The following is a 17,239-nucleotide window of genomic DNA, read 5'->3' as shown; positions in this document are numbered from 1 at the left end:
GGTTCATTGACACAGAACACGGAGAAACACAGTAGTGCTCGCGAATCCTGTTCATCATTTTAATCAGGCTTCATCCTGAGATTCGGTAGTGGCAACTTGCTGATGTTCAGCAATGTCCTCCGGCTCGGGATGGTTAGTCAGCTTGGCCAGGAGAGTCGCCAGTTTATAGCGCATCTCGGGACGGCGAATGATCATATCAATCGCGCCTTTTTCCAACAGAAATTCACTGCGCTGAAAGCCTGGTGGCAACTTTTCACGTACCGTCTGCTCAATAACACGTGGTCCGGCAAAACCAATCAATGCTTTCGGCTCAGCAATATTCAGATCGCCGAGCATCGCCAGACTAGCTGACACCCCACCCATGGTGGGATCAGTCAGGACTGAAATATACGGCAGTCCACGTTCACGCATTTTGGCTAACGCGGCGCTGGTTTTCGCCATTTGCATCAGCGACATCAGCGCTTCCTGCATACGGGCACCACCACTGGCGGAGAAACACACTAGCGGACAGTTATCTTCCAGCGATTGCTCAACAGCCCGCACAAACCGTGCACCGACGACCGAAGCCATGGAACCGCCCATAAACGAAAACTCAAAGGATGCCACTACCACTGGCATATCATAAAGCGTCCCCTTCATGACCACCATGGCGTCTTTTTCATCGGATTGCTTCTGTGCAGCAACCAGACGATCCTTGTACTTTTTGGAGTCTCTAAACTTCAGTACATCTCTGGGTTCCAGTTCGCTACCTAACTCAATCGCACCTTCTTTATCAAGGAAGGCGCTGAGACGGGCACGGGCGGACAGACGCATGTGGTGGTCACATTTAGGACACACGCCCAGATTACGTTCCAGTTCAGCGCGGTAAAGTACCTGCCCGCAACTATCACATTTAGTCCAAACCCCTTCGGGGATGTTCGCCTTGCGGGTTGGTGTGATATTACTTTTGTTAAGAATTCGTTCAATCCAGCTCATTGATAACCTTTCTGCTTGAACCTGGCGTACGCCAGTACGCTGCTTATGCGCTACCATTCCATGGTAACGCAGCCGAAAAAGCGATGCCTGAACACCTGAAAGAACAGGAGTAGGCATTAGCACTCATAGCTGTCCACATAAACATAGCCATAAATGCCGCTCATTAAAGCATAACGACGCCGATCTGTGGATAAAAAACTGGTCAAACCGGGCGTTAAAATAATTTTCCACTTATTTCCTACTACTGTGTATCGTAGCTCTTTTATGACGCCAGAACTCAATCATACCGGGCAGAATAGAGATGAAGATGATTGCCACAATCAGCAGTTTCAGATTTTTCTGCACGAAGGGTAAATCACCGAACAGATAGCCCGTATAGGAAAATAGTAATACCCACAGTAATGCGCCTACCACGTTGTAAGCGGCAAAGTACCGGTAACTCATGCGTCCCATTCCCGCCACAAACGGCGCAAATGTTCTCACAATCGGTACAAAGCGCGCCAGAATAATTGTTTTCCCGCCATGACGAACATAAAACTGATGCGTTTTGTCCAGATAGCGGCGACGGAAAATCTTTGAATCAGGATTGCGGAACAGTTTCTCACCAAACAACCATCCGATGGCATAATTCACCGCATCCCCCAAAATAGCTGCGATCACCAGTAAAACAACAATCAGATGAATATCCAGTGCATTTGATGGCAACGCCGCCAGCGCACCAGCGACAAAGAGCAAGGAGTCCCCCGGCAGAAAGGGAATAACAACCAGCCCGGTCTCACAGAATAAAATAATGAACAAAATGGCATAGACCCAAACGCCATACTGCGTTACCAATTCCGCCAAATGGACATCAATGTGCAAGATAAAATCGATAACAAACCGTACAAATTCCATCATATTGGATATCTCATCATGCTATTTCTCCGCGCAACAGCGCACTCCGTTCCCGAATAAACCAGAATCAGTCATCAGCCAGAAATAATGGCCCCATGGCCAGTTTGGGAAGACCAAAACTCGCCGGGTAATCAACCATCACCAAATAAAGTCCCTCCGCTTTGGCGGTAGCAGCTGCCAACGAACGATCTTTGGCCGCCAGCAGATCGGCAATCCAGCCTTCCGGCTGGTTTTCGCATCCCACTTCCATCAGGCTGCCGACAATATTGCGCACCATATGATGCACAAAGGCATTGGCTTTGATATCTACCACAATATAGTCACCATAACGCGTGACCTTTAGATGCTTGACATTCCGCCACGGCGTACGGGACTGACATTGCATCGCGCGAAACGAGGTAAAATCATGTTCCCCTAACAGACACTGCCCCGCTCGTTCCATACGTTCCGCATCCAGTGGCAGGTAAAAATGTGTGATACCGCGAGACAAGATAGCCGGCCGATAGCGGTGATTATAGATGACATAACGGTAACGGCGGGCGGTAGCACTAAAACGGGCATGAAAATCATCGTCCACGGTTTTAACCCAACGAACCGCGATATCAGGCGGTAAATTCGCATTGACGCCCATGGTCCAGGCGGCATCTTTACGCACTGCATGCGTTGTAAAATGGACAACTTGTCCCGTCGCATGAACGCCGGCATCCGTCCGACCAGCACAGAAAACAGTAATCGGTTCGTTGGCGACTTGTGATAACGCTCGTTCAAGATAACCTTGTACACTTTCTACGTCTGCCTGACGCTGCCAGCCACAATAGCGGCTGCCGTCATACTCGATTCCCAGGGCAATCTTCAGTGATACCGCACCTTCATCAACCTGCAACTCGGTCATTACCCCAGATACTCCTCAACCAGACGTTCAGCAGTTTCTATCGCCATCAGCGCACCACCAAAGCGGATATTATCCGCCACCGACCAGAATTGCAGTAGTTCTGCTACGCCATAATCATTACGCAGACAACCAATACTGAGATGAATATTGCCAGAAGCATCTTCCACCTGAGTGGGGTAATCCTGATCCTCACTAAGCACAATATCGTCAGCCTGATTCAGTTCATCACGGGCCTCTTCTGCCGATAATGGACGTAATGCCTCAAGATGAACGACCTGAGCATGACCATAGAACACCGGTGACTGAATACAGTTCACTGAAATTGGCAAACCATTATCCTGCAATACCTTCCTTACTTGATCTACCAGTTGACGTTCTTCTCTTACACTTCCTTCATTATCGGGTAGTAATGGCAATAGATTGAATGCCAGTTGTTTCGGGAAAATTCCCGGTTCTGGCGGAATACCATTGAGCAAGCGAGCACTTTGCCCGGCCAGATCGTCCACGGCAGCTTTACCATGCGCCGACACTGATAACAGGTTGGTCACATGCAAGCGGGAAAGTCCGGCCTGTTCTGTCAGTGGCTTAATGGCCCTCAGCAACTGACTGGTCAGACTGCTTGCCACTGCCACGATATTACGATTACGGTAATCAGCCAGCACCTGCGAATTAACACCCGGCACCACCAGTGGAATATCCGGTTCCTGCGCGAACAGGCCACTGCTGTCAATAACCAGGCACCCAGCATTCCCCGCTTCGTCAGCATAGAGGGAACTGGCCTCCTGTCCGGCGACAAAGAAAGCCAGTTGCGCTTGTGACCAATCAAAGTCTGCGACATTTTCGACCGGTCTGGAGCGACCATTGAACCGTATAACTTCCCCCGCACTGCGTTCACTGGCCAGCGGATACAGCTCACCCACTGGAAATTCACGTTCCTGCAATAACTCCAGCAACGCAGAGCCTACTGCGCCCGTCGCGCCAAGCACCGCTATATTCCAGCCATTGGACATGTGGTTCTTCTCCCCCAACCTTTTTATAAAACACCTCAGGCGGTGAAGACACCGCCTGAAAAAACGAATTCGTTGATAAACTAATGACTAGCGTTCACCCTGGACCACAGCATTGAATCCTAACTGCTTCAACAGTTCTGCACTGCCCTGGTCAACGCAAATGACATGCAGTGACGACCACTCCCGACGTTCCTGATAAAATTTGCGTAACCGATCAAAACCACCGGGAATAGGTGCCGCCTGACGCAACAATGCATCATCGTGGCGGACATCATACACCAGATGCACCAGCCGTTTTAACAGCCGTTCATCCAGCGAGGCGGTTAACGTGATTTCAGTAAACTCCGGTGCCGGTAATAAGGATGACAATGCCACCTGCTGTGGTTGGCCGATAAAACGGCTCCAGGCCTCAAATACCTGGGTTGTACCGCGCGCTTTGCCTTCCAATGTATAGCCAGCGATATGGGCAGTACCGATATCGACCAGACTTAATAGTTCCGTTGATAACTCGGGCTCAGGTTCCCAGACATCCAGCACTACGCTAAGTTTTTTCCCCTGTTTGAGCACATTGAGCAGGGCGACATTATCTACCACCGGACCACGGCAGGCATTGATCAGAATAGTGCCGTCTCTCAGTGAATCAAGCAGTGTCGCATCCACGTTATGCCAGGTTTTATACGGACCGTCTTTAAACAACGGGACATGGAAAGTCAGAATATCTGCCTGTCCCGCCACCTGCTCCAGCGACAGGAAGTCCTCGTTGTCACCACGTTCGGCACGCGGCGGATCGCATAGCAGAGTCCGGACGCCAAAAGCCTTGAGTCGGGCATGAAGACGAGACCCCACATTCCCTACACCAATAATACCGACACAGCGATCTTTCAGACTGAATCCATCACGTTCCGCCAGCATCAACAAGGCAGAAAAAACGTACTCCACCACTGCAATGGCATTACAACCAGGGGCCGCAGAAAAGGCAATGCCCTGCTGCTGAAGGAAATCCTCATCAACATGGTCAGTTCCCGCCGTAGCCGTACCAACAAATTTGATCGTTTTCCCTGCCAGCAGACTGGCATTGACCTTCGTGACCGAGCGAACCATCAGAGCATCAGCGCCATTCAGCGCCTCAACCGGAATCGGCCTTCCCGGCACGGTAATAACATCACCCAGTCGGCTGAACAGCTCACGGGCATAAGGCATATTTTCATCAACGAGGATTTTCACGTTATATTTCCTGATTTACGTCTGGCGACAAACGCGCGGTTCCAGTGAAAGCAAGGGGGGTATTTTGCCACAAACCACTGTAAGGGAATACCGGCAGCGCGGGAATACACCTTGTCGACGTGCTACATGGCAGAGCGATGGTTCAGGCAGATGGGCGCTTTTTGAACTGCACTCGAACCAGCAGCCCCCCCAGCTCAGCGCCCTGAGAAAGCTCGGCACGCGTCCCGTGCCAAGCGGTAATGTCCTTGACCAGCGCCAGTCCCAATCCCGTACCCGACAGTCCTGCGCCACTGTCAAGACGGTGAAACGGCATCATCGCCTGTGCCCGGTCAGTTTCAGCGATTCCGGGACCACTGTCTTCGATCTCAAGTTGTTGGCCGATGACCCTGGCCGTTACCACACCGCCATATGGTGTATATTTCAACGCGTTATCCAATAAATTGGCGCACAATTCTGTCAGCAATAACGGCTCACCGCATATCAGACAAGACACCGCGCCTTCATACCCCAAATCAATGCATTTACTGCGCGCCTGTGGCAAACGGGAAAAACAGGTTTCACGTACCAGCTCGGCTAAATTCACCGTCTGCCATGTCTGTTCCCTATTATCGTACGCCCGCAAACGTGACAGTTGTAATAAGCGATCGGTTAACTGGATAGTGCTGTCCAGCGTTTGTTTCATCCCCGCCAGACTCTCACGCCACAATTCTGGTTGAGGGCTGGATAACGCAACCGAAACTTGGGTTTTCAGTACAGCGAGGGGGGTTCGTAACTGATGAGCAGCATCCGCGCTGAACCGTTCTTGACGAGAAACCATGTTGCTTAGGCGCTCGATATAACGATTGAAAGCCAGAATCAATGGTTGGGTTTCCGACCAGGGTAAAATGGGCGGCAATGGCGTTAAATCGCCGGGATCACGCCGCAACATCAGACTGGAAAGACGACGCAGCGGTTGCAGCAGTTTTTTCAACAGAAAAATAGCCAGGATCACCGTGATCAAAACCAGAGCACCCTGACTGATAATAGCGGTAATCAGTAACTGACGGGCAAAATCCTGTCGGGAAGACAACGTTTCCGCCACCAGAATCAGCGCCATGCCGTCTACACTATCTTCATTGACCGGTTGCCAAAGCGCGGCAATTCGAATATCCCGACCACGGTACTGCGCATCATAGAAATGCACCAATGCCGGATAAAGCGTCGATAATGGTGTATTGGGTGGCAAAGGCGGTAGGTCATCATAGCCGGAAAGCGTTTCCCCGTTGGTAGACAACACCTGGTAATAGAGATGATCGTTCATGTTACGCTCAAAACTATCAAGCACTACCCAGGGAACATCTACTATCAGGTGACCCTGCCGCACGGTCAGACGCTCTGCAACCGTCCGTGCAGAAGCCAGCAACATGCGATCATAAGCCTGCGTGGCCGCCGCTACCGCATTATGGTAATGCGTCCATACCGATAGTGCCCACAACAGCAGCATCGGCATGCCGAGATATAAAATCAGTTGACCACGTAATGAGTCAGTCAGACGCATTCTGGCACTCAAGACTGTATCCCAGCCCTCGCAATGTCACGATAACCACATTACTGCCCGCCAGTTTTTTACGCACACGATGGACATAAAGATCGATACTTTCCGGATTGGCATCATCGGTCAGCGTAAATACCTGGTCGTAAACATGTTGGCGGGAAACCGGGCGACCACACCGTTGCATTAACGTATTCAGTACCGCCAATTCCCGTGGCGTTAATGTCAGAGGTTTGCCCTGTAGCAAAAAATACCCCTCGTCATGCCAACTCAAGTCACCAAAATGTTGCACTTCCTGCATCTGCCCGCGACTGCGCCGCAGCAAAGCCCGTAGTCGGGCTTCCAATTCCTCCAGTTCAAACGGTTTGGTGAGGTAATCATCCGCCCCTGAATTCAACCCCTTGACGCGATCAGCCACGCCGGAGCGTGCCGTAAGCAACAGCACTGGCAGGCTCTGACCACGTTTTCTGATCCGAGCCAACAATTCCAGCCCGTTCATCCGCGGCAAAGAGACATCCAGTACAACCAGTGCATAACATTCGTTCTGCAACAGATGATCTGCTGACAGCCCATCGCCGACCAGATCTACCGCGAACCCGGCACCACTGAGTGCTTTCTGCAACCAGTGCGCCAGTTCCGGATGATCCTCGACAAGTAAAATACGCATTACAAACAACCTATTGTGAAAAACTATTCTGGTTAAAAATCGTTGTCATCAAAAAATTGCCTTATCAGTCATTCGTATTTCAGACACCATTTATTTACCACATCACCAAGGCAATAATGACCATTGATGGGAAGACGGACACAACAAAAGTTTCATTTTGCGAACCAACATCCAGCATTCCATTAACACTTTCATCTATTCCTGTCGCCTCTATCACCTGTTTTAAGCGATGTAAATCACATCAGTGAAACTTTTATAGCGATTGAAAGGTAACTGAAAGGTTACATCCGTAACAATTCAACAACCGACCGTTCCCGTGACAGGGATGCACCAACAGCATAAATATGAGGAGTCATCATGAAAAAATACCTCTGCCTTACCCTTACCGCCTCTGCTCTACTGTTTGCAGTACCCATGGTTCAGGCGGCAGACACACCATCACGTACCGAGTGTATTGCGCCAGCCAAACCTGGCGGTGGATTTGATCTCACCTGTAAACTGCTGCAAGTGACATTGCAGGAAACCAAACTGATAGACAGTCCGATGCGCGTCACTTATATGCCAGGCGGCGTGGGGGCAGTAGCCTATAACACCATCATTGCACAGCGTCCGAATGAGCCAGGCACCGTGGTAGCGTTTTCAGGTGGTTCACTGCTTAATCTTTCGCAGGGAAAATTCGGCCGCTATACCGTTGATGATGTGAAATGGCTGGCAGCCGTGGGGACCGACTATGGCATGGTGGTCGTCCGCGCCGATTCGCCTTACAAAAACCTGAAAGATCTACTCAATGCCATGCAGAAAAACCCCGATCAGGTGGTTATCGGTGCAGGCGCCTCCATCGGCAGTCAGGATTGGATGAAAAGTGCGTTGCTGGCACGCTATGCCGGTATCGACCCACGAAAAATGCGCTATGTCGCTTTTGAAGGTGGCGGTGAACCACTGACCGCCATGCTCGGTGGACATGTTCAGGTGGTTTCTGGCGATATGAGTGAAATGGTTCCCCATTTAAAAAGTGGGAAAATCCGTGTGTTGGCCGTATTTTCCAATAACCGTCTACCCGGTCAGTTAGCCAATATTCCAACGGCCAAAGAGCAGGGTTATGACCTGGTATGGCCGGTCATTCGCGGCTTTTACCTCGGTCCGAAAGTCAGTGATGCTACCTACCAGTGGTGGGAAACGATTTTCAAAAAAATGGCCGCCAGCGACGAGTTCAAGAAACAACGCGATATGCGTGGTCTGTTTGAATTCAATATGACGGGTAAAGACCTTGATGCCTATGTCAAAAGACAGGTCGTCGACTATCACGAGCAAGCAAAAGACTTTGGTCTGGCAAAATAATGGAGGTTGCCATGAGTGACCGTTTATTCGCAGGCATTTGGTTGTTGCTCTGTCTCGCTGGACTATATATCGGCTGGGGCATTCAGAGTGAATACAGTTACGAACCTGTAGGACCACGTCCTTTTCCTATCGGCATTCTGCTGTTGATGTCCATATGTGCCATTTTTATGCTGATACGGAAATCGGATACGGTGTCATGGCCGCATTACATGTTGTTAAAACGCCTTCTGACCCTGATTGTCGCCCTGTTTGTTTACGCCTGGTGGTTTGAGCGGCTGGGATTTCCACTGGATACCGCCCTGCTGGCATTTTGCATTGGCATGTTATTTGGCGCCACCTGGTGGGCCGCTGCAATATCTGGATGTGTTATGGGCGTTTTTCTGTTCTACGCCTTCGATAGACTACTTGATGTCACGCTGCCGATTGGCAGCGTATTCAGCTAAGGGGAGATAAATACAATGGAAACCTGGTATTTTCTGATGCAAGGATTTGCGGTAGCCATGACGCCGGAAAACCTGGTCATTGCCCTGATTGGCTGTTTTATCGGTACCGTGGTAGGTTTGCTTCCCGGTTTGGGTCCAATCAACGGCGTCGCTATCCTGATGCCCTTAGCCTTTGCATTGAAACTGCCTGCCGAGTCAGCATTAATCCTACTGGCGACAGTTTACATTGGCTGTGAATATGGTGGCCGTATTTCATCTATCCTGCTTAATGTGCCTGGTGATGCAGGCGCCATCATGACAGCATTGGACGGCTATCCATTGGCACAGCAAGGCAAGGCGGGTATCGCACTTTCGATTTCCGCTGTCAGTTCCTTTATTGGCTCCACTATCGCCATTCTCGGCATTATTCTGTTTGCACCATTATTGGCTAACTGGGCACTGGCCTTCGGTCCGGCGGAGTATTTTGCCCTGATGGTGTTCGCTATTGCGTGTCTGGGCAGCATGATGAGTCAAAATCCGCTGAAGTCATTTCTGGCGGCATTGATAGGGTTGAGCCTGGCCACCGTAGGGGTGGATGCCAATACCGGTGTATATCGTTTCACCTTTGATAACGTACATCTTTCCGATGGTATCCAGTTCGTCGTCGTGGTCATCGGCCTGTTCTCCGTGAGTGAAATTCTGCTGATGCTGGAAAGCACCAGTGGCGGACAAAAAGCGGTAAAACACACCGGCCGCATGCTATTTAACGCCAAAGAAGCCATGCAGTGCGCCGGCCCGACGATTCGTTCTTCTCTAATGGGTTTTTTTATCGGCGTACTGCCTGGCGCGGGCGCCACCATTGCCAGCGCTATCGCCTGGATGACCGAGAAAAAACTCAGCGGCAATAGCGACACCTTCGGCAAAGGTGATATTCGCGGTATCGCCGCGCCTGAAGCGGCAAATAACGCCTCGGCCTGCGGTTCATTTATTCCCATGCTGACACTGGGTATCCCTGGTTCTGGCACCACCGCTGTCATGGTAGGAGCACTGACGCTATATAACATTACGCCCGGCCCGGCCATGTTTACCGAGCAGCCAGATATCGTCTGGGGACTGATTGCCGCCTTACTGATTGGTAATCTGATACTGCTGATCATGAACATTCCGATGATCGGCCTGTTCACCCGCATGCTGAACGTTCCTATGTCACTTCTGGTTCCGGCCATTGCCGCCATTTCTGCTGTGGGTGTTTATGCCGTTCACAGTACGACGTTCGATCTGATGCTAATGGTGGGATTGGGCGTATTTGGCTATATTCTGCGCAAAATGCATTTCCCTATGTCACCACTGATTCTCGGCTTTGTTCTGGGGGACATGTTGGAGCAAAATCTGCGTCGTGCTCTGTCCATCAGTAATGGCGGGTTAGCCATTCTGTGGGACAGCACTATCAGCAAAAGCCTGCTGATACTGGCTATCGCCGTGCTGATTCTGCCAGTTGTGCTGAAAGTCTGGCGCAAATACCATCATCGCACGTCATCAGTAGAACCGATATAACGTACTCCCCTCGTTAAACAACAACATATCGTCACGGAGATAGCGGAACTGCCTCCGTGGCATCATCAGTTATTAGAGATGCTGTAGACATAATATTACGGTGGCAACAGGTTTCACTCCGGTTACACCGCCTTTTCGCAGAGGTCTCCATTCGATTCAGCATCTATGCTTACGTGCACTGTTCTCTTTTCGACTAAAATTTTTTATACAATCATGCGACCTGACTACCCGTAAGATCCGGTGATTGATATCATGGTTATCTTTTATTCAATCTGTTGCACAATCCCTGAACAGCGACCCGGTAAGGATCCCCAATGCAACCAGTAAGCGGCCCCGGTAACTCTTTACAAGGCGACAAGACAGTCGATACGCCATCGTTAAAGGCCAGTACCCAGGGAGAAGACTTACCCTTGACGCCAGCACAGCGAACCACGCTGGAACGGCTGATTGTAAAAATCATGGCACTCAGTTCGTCTAAAACAGCGGAAATATGGGCTGGTTTACGCCATGATCTCGGAATCAAGAATGGTGCGGAGATTATGTCGACGCAATTCAAGGCTGCCGAGCAAGTGCTACAGACCCGACTCTCCACCGCACAAGATACACTTGGCGCTCGCCAGTTATTACAACAGCTTACCGAACTGTTACCGCAAGGGAATAACCGTCAGGCAGTCAGTCAGTTTATTCGTCAGCAATTCGGTCATACCGTGCTCAGCTCACTAAGTCATTCACAATTACAACAGGTCGTCACACTACTGCAAAATGGCAAAATGCCGCAGGCCAGCCAGTCATTGCAATCGGGAGTACTCCCGCCATCGGGTCAGGTAGCGCCATCAGGACCATTGTTACAATCTGGGCAAGGCATTTCCCCCGGCTCGGTTGTCACGCCCATTCCCTTATCGGTCGCCACACCGCTGGAACGACCGTTGTTGCCTGCTGAACACAACAGCCTGAACCAACTCGTATCTCGCCTGACAGCACTCACTGGTGAACCCGTCGCCAAGGTATGGCTGACACTGATGAATATCCAGGGCCTGGATAGTGGGGATCCCATTCCCGCGAAAAATTTTCAAATACTGAGCCAGTTCCTGCAAACGCAGACGGCATTAATTCAGCATCATCCAGCGCCGACGCTGGCAACGCTGCAAACCGTACTGAAACAGCCTGTCGATACACAAGAACAGCAGATGTTGCTGAATTACGCCCAAACTCATTTTAACGCTACACCACAAACCCAGCTAACACCTTTTCAGATCAATGACATAGTGACTTTTTTGTTCAGCAAACGTTTGCAGAATACGCAGGAAAAAGCGTCGTCTGCCTACGCCTTATCTGGTCAGCCACTGGTCAACCCGTTTATTGCCATGCTACCCACAGAGTGGCGGCCATTATTTGGCAAACCGATGGCATTAGCCATAATGGGTACATTACTGGTAATGCTTCTGCTGTGGATGCTGTTCTGATGAAGTAGCGACTTATCGGGGCTCTAATAATAGGAAATTTTGCTGAGGAAAAACCATAACCGGAACACTGAAGAATGCCGGGGTAGATAGATGCTACCCCGGTATCAGAGAGAATTACTGCGGATATTTACTCATTACCAACACGGCGTTAGTTCCGCCGAAACCAAACCCATTGGACATCACGGTGTTCAGCTTACGCTCAGTCGGCTTAGTGATGATTTCCATGCCTTCGGCATGTTCATCCTGCGTTTCAATGTTAATACTCGGTGCAATAAAACCATGCTTCAGCATGAGCAGCGAGTAGATGGTTTCCTGAACGCCTGCGGCTCCCAGAGAGTGGCCGGTCATCGACTTGGTTGAAGAGAACGCCGGGACATTGTTGCCAAAAACCTCACGCATCGCCCACAGTTCCTTCACATCACCTACTGGTGTAGATGTACCATGTGTATTAATGTAATCAACCGGTGTATCAACACTTTGCAGAGCCATCTTCATACAACGCATGGCACCTTCACCTGACGGAGCCACCATATCAGCACCATCGGAGGTTGCACCATACCCAACAACTTCCGCATAGATGTGCGCACCACGCGCCAATGCGTGCTCCAGTTCTTCCACTACCACAATACCGCCACCGCCAGCGATAACAAAACCATCACGATCCGCGTCATAGGTACGTGACGCTTTTTCCGGCGTGTCATTGTACTTGGTGGACAACGCGCCCATGGCATCAAACTCACAGGCCATTTCCCAGCACAACTCTTCACCACCACCAGCAAAAACAACATCCTGCTTGCCCAACTGAATCATCTCTACCGCATTACCGATACAGTGAGCCGAAGTTGCACAGGCAGAACTGATGGAATAGTTAACACCACGGATTTTGAACGGCGTCGCCAGACAGGCAGAAACACCAGATGCCATGGATTTGGTTACCATATAGGGGCCAACACCGCGCAAACCTTTGGCACGCATACCATCTGTACCAGCCACTTGGTTGCGTGGGGAACCACCACCAGAGCCCACAATCAGACCAGTACGGTCATTAGAAACCTGATCCGGTGCTAAACCGGAATCTGCAATAGCTTGCTCCATGGAAAGATAAGCATAAATAGATGCATCACTCATAAAACGCACAACTTTGCGATCGATAAGTCCAGCGGTATCCAGTTTAACGTTTCCCCATACGTGACTACGCATGCCGGAATCTTTCAGCTCTTGGGAAAACGTTATGCCTGAGCGGCCTTCACGTAAAGATGCCAGGACTTCTTCTTGGTTATTACCGATACTAGATATGATCCCCAGACCAGTAATTACAGCACGTTTCATTCAATACCTCTTCCACTTATATAGTTTGGGATTTAGCCATGCACTTTAGCGTACACTTGTAAGCTGAACAAGTCCGATCAGACGAACTCTTCTCAAATTTGCGCCCTAACCGACTGATCGCTAAAATCGCACCACTGCCTGAATAATGAGTTAGTTGCCGTGACAGCCCTTCCCATTCAACATGCTGTACTGAGTTGGAACGATCAGGGTACACCTGTATCGCAACAGTTTGATGACGTCTACTTCTCCAATCAGAATGGATTGGATGAAACCCGCTACGTCTTTTTACAGGGGAACCATTTTCCGGTACGTTTTTTCTACCATTCCGATGCGGTATGTACTGTTGCGGAAACCGGGTTTGGTACTGGGTTGAATTTTCTTACCTTGTGGCAGGCATTTGATCAGTTTCGCAAACAGGCACCACATGCTGTGCTGCGTCGACTTCATTTCATCAGTTTTGAAAAGTTTCCGTTACGTTGCCACGATCTGGCCGCCGCACATGCTCAGTGGCCGGAGCTGGCACACTATGCCAATGAATTGCGTCAACAGTGGCCAATGGCATTACCCGGTTGTCATCGTCTGATTCTGGCAAAAGGCGCTATCACGCTGGATTTATGGTTCGGTGACATCAATACGTTGCTACCCCAATTGGACGATAGTCTGACACACAAAATTGACGCCTGGTTTCTGGATGGCTTTGCCCCGGCCAAAAATCCGGATATGTGGACGGAGAATCTGTTCGGTTCAATGGCCAGGCTATGTCGTCCGCAAGGTACGTTTGCAACCTTCACGGCAGCGGGATTCGTTCGCCGCGGACTACAACAAGCGGGTTTTAACGTAAGTAAAATCAAAGGGTTTGGTCATAAACGGGAAATGCTATGCGGTACAGTGCCAGAAGCCATAACAGCACTCGATACCACGCCCTGGTATACCCGGCCTGCGGCAACAGATTCCCATGATGTGGCAATTATCGGTGGTGGTATAGCCAGTATTCTAACGGCGTTGGCACTGCAACGGCGAGGAACTCACGTCACGCTTTATTGTACCGACGACACGGTGGGGCAAGGTGCGTCAGGCAACCGCCAGGGGGCACTCTACCCGCTATTGAACGATAAACACGATGCCCTATCCTGTTTCTTCGCCAATGCATTTACCTATGCACGGCGCTATTATGATGCCCTTGCCGCTCAGGGCATTCAATTTGAGCACCAATGGTGTGGTGTAAGTCAGCTGGCTTACGATGACAAAAGCGCCCGCAAGATAGCAAAAATTATTGCCGGTCACTGGCCGTTGGAACTGGTTGCCGACCATTCAGCAGAGGAATTGACCACACTCGTCGATTTGCCGTTACAAACTCATGGTATCACCTATCCACAAGGCGGCTGGTTATGCCCAGCAGAACTGACGACCGCCACGTTAGCGCTGGCACAACAGCGTGGACTGGTAGCACAGATGAATACCCCGGTAAAGCGTCTGGTACAGACTTCGTCAGGCTGGACGCTGGTACTCAATGAAGATCGGGAAGAGAACCACGCCACAGTGATTCTGGCCAACGGTCATCGATTAACAGAGTGGGAACAGACCCGACATTTACCTGCCTATCCCGTCCGCGGCCAGGTAACGCATATCCCCACCACCCCACGCTTGAGACAACTTAAACAGGTACTCTGCTACAATGGCTACCTGACACCACTCAGCCCACAGCATCAGCAGCACTGTATCGGTGCCAGTTACCAGCGTGGTGATAGCGGAACGGATTACCGCGAAGAGGATCAGCAGCAGAACCATCAACGGCTGATTGATTGTCTGCCAGATGTCGCCTGGTCAGAAGACATTGATATCAGCGGTCAGTTGGCGCGCAGTGGTATCCGCTGCGCCACTCGCGATCATCTGCCATTATTGGGAGCGGTGCCTGATTATCAGCAGACAGTGGCAGACTATCAGGATTTACCACAACAACTGGCGACGGGAAACGCGAGCGCTGCCGCGCCGGTTCACCACAACCTGTTTATTCTGGGGGCGCTTGGCTCACGGGGTTTATGTTCAGCACCGCTGGCGGCAGAAATTCTGGCATCACAGATATACGGTGAGCCGTTGCCGCTGGATAAGGAAACCCTGGCAGCACTCAATCCAAACCGCTTTTGGATAAGAAAGTTGCTAAAAAGCCGGCCAGTGTAATGTTATCTATATATCTGTCCAGGCGATAAATCGAACATGGGCCAATCAATCAGCCCATGAGACAGCATGGCTTAACTTGCCTGCTGGTGCTGCGCCTGGAGATAAAGTCGTTCCCACATGTCATTCACCAACGCCTGGTCGGGCGGGGAAAGCTCGCCATGTTGAATCGCGTTGTGCAGACTGCCATATACTCGGGTACACAGCGCTTCAGCCGTATTCTCGCCATGCTCTTCCGCCTCGGCGACAGCCAGCGTCAAATGACCGCGCAGGTAGCCACCGGCAAAAAGTTCATCATCGCTGGCATGTTCCACCATGTCATCGATCAGCGTCAAAATACGCGCTTCAAATTCTGCGATCATCTATCGTCCTCAGTTATTCATATTTACCGGTCACTCAGCAGAGATCGTCGGGGTATGGAAAGTCCGTGCTCGTTAATGGCGCTGTATTGTAAAACAATTGTAACGCGTTAATAAAGCGCGCCGGACGTTCAGGAATAGTATGCTGCAAATAGTGCATAACCTGGCCGTGGACCCGCCGTTGAAACGCAATACGATCCGGCGTTACCTCGCCATTGAGGTTATCGCAGCTAACATTAAAGGGAAAACCCGCCGCGACGCAGAATAACCACTCCAGCGCTTGAGGCTTTATTTCAACGTCTTCAAACTGATGTTGAGTTTCGGCATCGCGCCCATCAGGGCAATACCAGTAACCGAAATCCACTTGCAGACGACGCGCTGCACCCGCAATACACCAGTGTGAAATTTCGTGCATGGCGCTGGCATAAAAACCATGTGCAAACACAATCCGGTGATAGGGTACCTGTTCATCCGCTGGCAGATAAATCGGCTCATCCTCACCCTTGATTAGCTGAGTGTTGTAATCGCGGCTAAAGCAGTCATTAAACAGTTGGATCAGTTGATCATAGCGATGAACTACGGTGTGTTGTGGTGACGTTGTCATGAAAAGATCTGTCCCAGCCACTGCGAAATAGCGCTGCCGTGACTATCATAAATTAACTTACAGCTCATCAGTGCAGAAACCATCACCAGCATAGGACGAATCAGTTTTTGTCCTTTGGTCAAGACCATTCTGGCACCGAGGCGCGCGCCAATGATTTGTCCCAGCAGCATCACCCCACCCAATCCCCATACGACTTTTCCACCCAGAATAAAAAATAGCAGGCTACCAAAATTGGATGTGAAGTTTAGTACTTTGGCATGAGCAGTCGCTTTCGCCAGGTTAAAACCATGCAGTGTGACATAACCGAGAGCGAAGAAAGATCCCGCTCCCGGCCCAAAAAAACCGTCATAAAATCCGACACAGCCGCCAGTAACCAGAGCAAACGGCACAGCGGATAAACGACGCTGCCGATCATTATTTCCTATTTTGGGCACCAACAGGAAATAAAGGCCGATCCCGATCACCAGTACCGGTAAAAGCTGTCGCAAGAAACCGGCATGAATCTGCTGAATCAGCCAGGCACCGAAAACCGCCCCCACAAAAGTAAAAGCGATAGCCAGTTTCTGCTCTCCCAGTTTTACCGCGCGATGGCGGATAAAATACAAGCTGGAGGAAAAAGAGCCGCCCACGGCCTGGAGCTTATTGGTCGCCAAAACTTGCGTAGGCGAAAGCCCCGCCGCTAACAATGCAGGAATGGTCAGCAGTCCGCCGCCTCCAGCAATCGAATCAATAAACCCCGCCAGCATGCCAACGAAAAACAACAGGCCCAGCATTTCTGGCCCTACAACAAACCATTCCATGA

The 17,239-nt window shown here is 50.6% G+C and carries 16 protein-coding genes; 5 read left to right on the top strand and 11 right to left on the bottom strand.

All coding sequences use genetic code 11. The features are described 5' to 3' along the window. Positions 1-63: 63 nt before the first annotated feature. The 7 genes from accD to tctD form a co-directional block, all read right to left on the bottom strand. Positions 64-975 carry an acetyl-CoA carboxylase, carboxyltransferase subunit beta gene (gene accD / locus CWC46_RS10310; protein ID WP_037381885.1) on the bottom strand — a complete coding sequence of 304 codons (912 nt, stop codon included), beginning with the start codon at positions 973-975 and terminating at the stop codon, positions 64-66. A 231-nt stretch (positions 976-1,206) separates the two neighbouring features. Next, the gene (locus CWC46_RS10305) at positions 1,207-1,869 is read right to left on the bottom strand and encodes a DedA family protein (RefSeq protein ID WP_037382169.1); all 663 of its coding nucleotides are present in this window, start codon (positions 1,867-1,869) and stop codon (positions 1,207-1,209) included. Between the two features lie 67 nt (positions 1,870-1,936). Next, positions 1,937-2,761, bottom strand: a complete 825-nt coding sequence (gene truA / locus CWC46_RS10300) for a tRNA pseudouridine(38-40) synthase TruA (protein WP_021016669.1) — start codon at positions 2,759-2,761, stop codon at positions 1,937-1,939. Next, positions 2,761-3,771: an aspartate-semialdehyde dehydrogenase gene (locus tag CWC46_RS10295; protein ID WP_021016670.1), complete on the bottom strand. Its 1,011-nt coding sequence runs from the start codon at positions 3,769-3,771 to the stop codon at positions 2,761-2,763. Before CWC46_RS10295 ends, truA begins: the two co-directional genes overlap by 1 nt. 87 nt (positions 3,772-3,858) lie before the next feature. Next, the gene (gene pdxB, locus CWC46_RS10290; RefSeq protein WP_021016671.1) at positions 3,859-4,995 is read right to left on the bottom strand and encodes a 4-phosphoerythronate dehydrogenase PdxB; all 1,137 of its coding nucleotides are present in this window, start codon (positions 4,993-4,995) and stop codon (positions 3,859-3,861) included. Between the two features lie 142 nt (positions 4,996-5,137). Continuing rightward, positions 5,138-6,532 (bottom strand): sensor histidine kinase, encoded by a 1,395-nt coding sequence (locus CWC46_RS10285; protein ID WP_021016672.1) that lies wholly within the window; start codon positions 6,530-6,532, stop codon positions 5,138-5,140. Further along, a complete protein-coding gene (tctD, locus tag CWC46_RS10280) occupies positions 6,519-7,193 on the bottom strand; it encodes a transcriptional regulator TctD (RefSeq protein WP_021016673.1) in 675 nt (224 codons plus the stop codon). Before tctD ends, CWC46_RS10285 begins: the two co-directional genes overlap by 14 nt. A gap of 357 nt (positions 7,194-7,550) precedes the next feature. On the opposite strand from tctD, the gene CWC46_RS10275 reads away from it, so the two are divergent. From CWC46_RS10275 to flk, 4 genes are all read left to right on the top strand, one after another. Further along, complete coding sequence (locus tag CWC46_RS10275; protein WP_021016674.1) at positions 7,551-8,531, top strand: Bug family tripartite tricarboxylate transporter substrate binding protein; 981 nt, start codon at positions 7,551-7,553, stop codon at positions 8,529-8,531. An 11-nt stretch (positions 8,532-8,542) separates the two neighbouring features. Beyond that, on the top strand, positions 8,543-8,974 hold the full coding sequence (locus CWC46_RS10270; RefSeq protein WP_021016675.1) for a tripartite tricarboxylate transporter TctB family protein: 432 nt from the start codon (positions 8,543-8,545) through the stop codon (positions 8,972-8,974). Between the two features lie 15 nt (positions 8,975-8,989). Further along, a complete protein-coding gene (locus CWC46_RS10265) occupies positions 8,990-10,507 on the top strand; it encodes a tripartite tricarboxylate transporter permease (RefSeq protein ID WP_021016676.1) in 1,518 nt (505 codons plus the stop codon). A gap of 314 nt (positions 10,508-10,821) precedes the next feature. Further along, the gene (flk, locus tag CWC46_RS10260; RefSeq protein WP_021016677.1) at positions 10,822-11,970 is read left to right on the top strand and encodes a flagella biosynthesis regulator Flk; all 1,149 of its coding nucleotides are present in this window, start codon (positions 10,822-10,824) and stop codon (positions 11,968-11,970) included. A 114-nt stretch (positions 11,971-12,084) separates the two neighbouring features. Here the strand turns inward: flk and fabB are convergent, their stop codons facing one another. Then, positions 12,085-13,299, bottom strand: coding sequence for a beta-ketoacyl-ACP synthase I (gene fabB / locus CWC46_RS10255; RefSeq protein WP_021016678.1), 1,215 nt, complete (start codon positions 13,297-13,299; stop codon positions 12,085-12,087). 159 nt (positions 13,300-13,458) lie between these two features. On the opposite strand from fabB, the gene mnmC reads away from it, so the two are divergent. Further along, the gene (gene mnmC / locus CWC46_RS10250) at positions 13,459-15,477 is read left to right on the top strand and encodes a bifunctional tRNA (5-methylaminomethyl-2-thiouridine)(34)-methyltransferase MnmC2/FAD-dependent 5-carboxymethylaminomethyl-2-thiouridine(34) oxidoreductase MnmC1 (RefSeq protein ID WP_021016679.1); all 2,019 of its coding nucleotides are present in this window, start codon (positions 13,459-13,461) and stop codon (positions 15,475-15,477) included. A gap of 71 nt (positions 15,478-15,548) precedes the next feature. Here the strand turns inward: mnmC and CWC46_RS10245 are convergent, their stop codons facing one another. From CWC46_RS10245 to CWC46_RS10235, 3 genes are read right to left on the bottom strand one after another with little or no spacing between them, the layout of a single operon-like run. Next, positions 15,549-15,836: a YfcL family protein gene (locus CWC46_RS10245; RefSeq protein WP_021016680.1), complete on the bottom strand. Its 288-nt coding sequence runs from the start codon at positions 15,834-15,836 to the stop codon at positions 15,549-15,551. Positions 15,837-15,870: 34 nt separating this feature from the next. Next, the gene (locus CWC46_RS10240) at positions 15,871-16,437 is read right to left on the bottom strand and encodes an elongation factor P hydroxylase (protein WP_021016681.1); all 567 of its coding nucleotides are present in this window, start codon (positions 16,435-16,437) and stop codon (positions 15,871-15,873) included. After that, complete coding sequence (locus CWC46_RS10235) at positions 16,434-17,237, bottom strand: sulfite exporter TauE/SafE family protein (RefSeq protein WP_021016682.1); 804 nt, start codon at positions 17,235-17,237, stop codon at positions 16,434-16,436. Before CWC46_RS10235 ends, CWC46_RS10240 begins: the two co-directional genes overlap by 4 nt. Positions 17,238-17,239 lie beyond the last annotated feature (2 nt).

Origin of the sequence: Prodigiosinella confusarubida, from assembly GCF_002847015.1 — a bacterium.
Taxonomy (GTDB): Bacteria; Pseudomonadota; Gammaproteobacteria; order Enterobacterales; family Enterobacteriaceae; genus Prodigiosinella; species Prodigiosinella aquatilis.
This window is presented reverse-complemented; position numbering and strand designations above follow the sequence as displayed.

Coding starts and splice junctions, on each gene's coding strand:
- accD (WP_037381885.1), bottom strand. CDS start 975: ATGAGCTGGATTGAACGAATTCTTAACAAAAGTAATATCACACCAACC.
- CWC46_RS10305 (WP_037382169.1), bottom strand. CDS start 1,869: ATGGAATTTGTACGGTTTGTTATCGATTTTATCTTGCACATTGATGTC.
- truA (WP_021016669.1), bottom strand. CDS start 2,761: ATGACCGAGTTGCAGGTTGATGAAGGTGCGGTATCACTGAAGATTGCC.
- CWC46_RS10295 (WP_021016670.1), bottom strand. CDS start 3,771: ATGTCCAATGGCTGGAATATAGCGGTGCTTGGCGCGACGGGCGCAGTA.
- CWC46_RS10285 (WP_021016672.1), bottom strand. CDS start 6,532: ATGCGTCTGACTGACTCATTACGTGGTCAACTGATTTTATATCTCGGC.
- tctD (WP_021016673.1), bottom strand. CDS start 7,193: ATGCGTATTTTACTTGTCGAGGATCATCCGGAACTGGCGCACTGGTTG.
- CWC46_RS10275 (WP_021016674.1), top strand. CDS start 7,551: ATGAAAAAATACCTCTGCCTTACCCTTACCGCCTCTGCTCTACTGTTT.
- CWC46_RS10270 (WP_021016675.1), top strand. CDS start 8,543: ATGAGTGACCGTTTATTCGCAGGCATTTGGTTGTTGCTCTGTCTCGCT.
- CWC46_RS10265 (WP_021016676.1), top strand. CDS start 8,990: ATGGAAACCTGGTATTTTCTGATGCAAGGATTTGCGGTAGCCATGACG.
- flk (WP_021016677.1), top strand. CDS start 10,822: ATGCAACCAGTAAGCGGCCCCGGTAACTCTTTACAAGGCGACAAGACA.
- fabB (WP_021016678.1), bottom strand. CDS start 13,299: ATGAAACGTGCTGTAATTACTGGTCTGGGGATCATATCTAGTATCGGT.
- CWC46_RS10245 (WP_021016680.1), bottom strand. CDS start 15,836: ATGATCGCAGAATTTGAAGCGCGTATTTTGACGCTGATCGATGACATG.
- CWC46_RS10240 (WP_021016681.1), bottom strand. CDS start 16,437: ATGACAACGTCACCACAACACACCGTAGTTCATCGCTATGATCAACTG.
- CWC46_RS10235 (WP_021016682.1), bottom strand. CDS start 17,237: ATGGAATGGTTTGTTGTAGGGCCAGAAATGCTGGGCCTGTTGTTTTTC.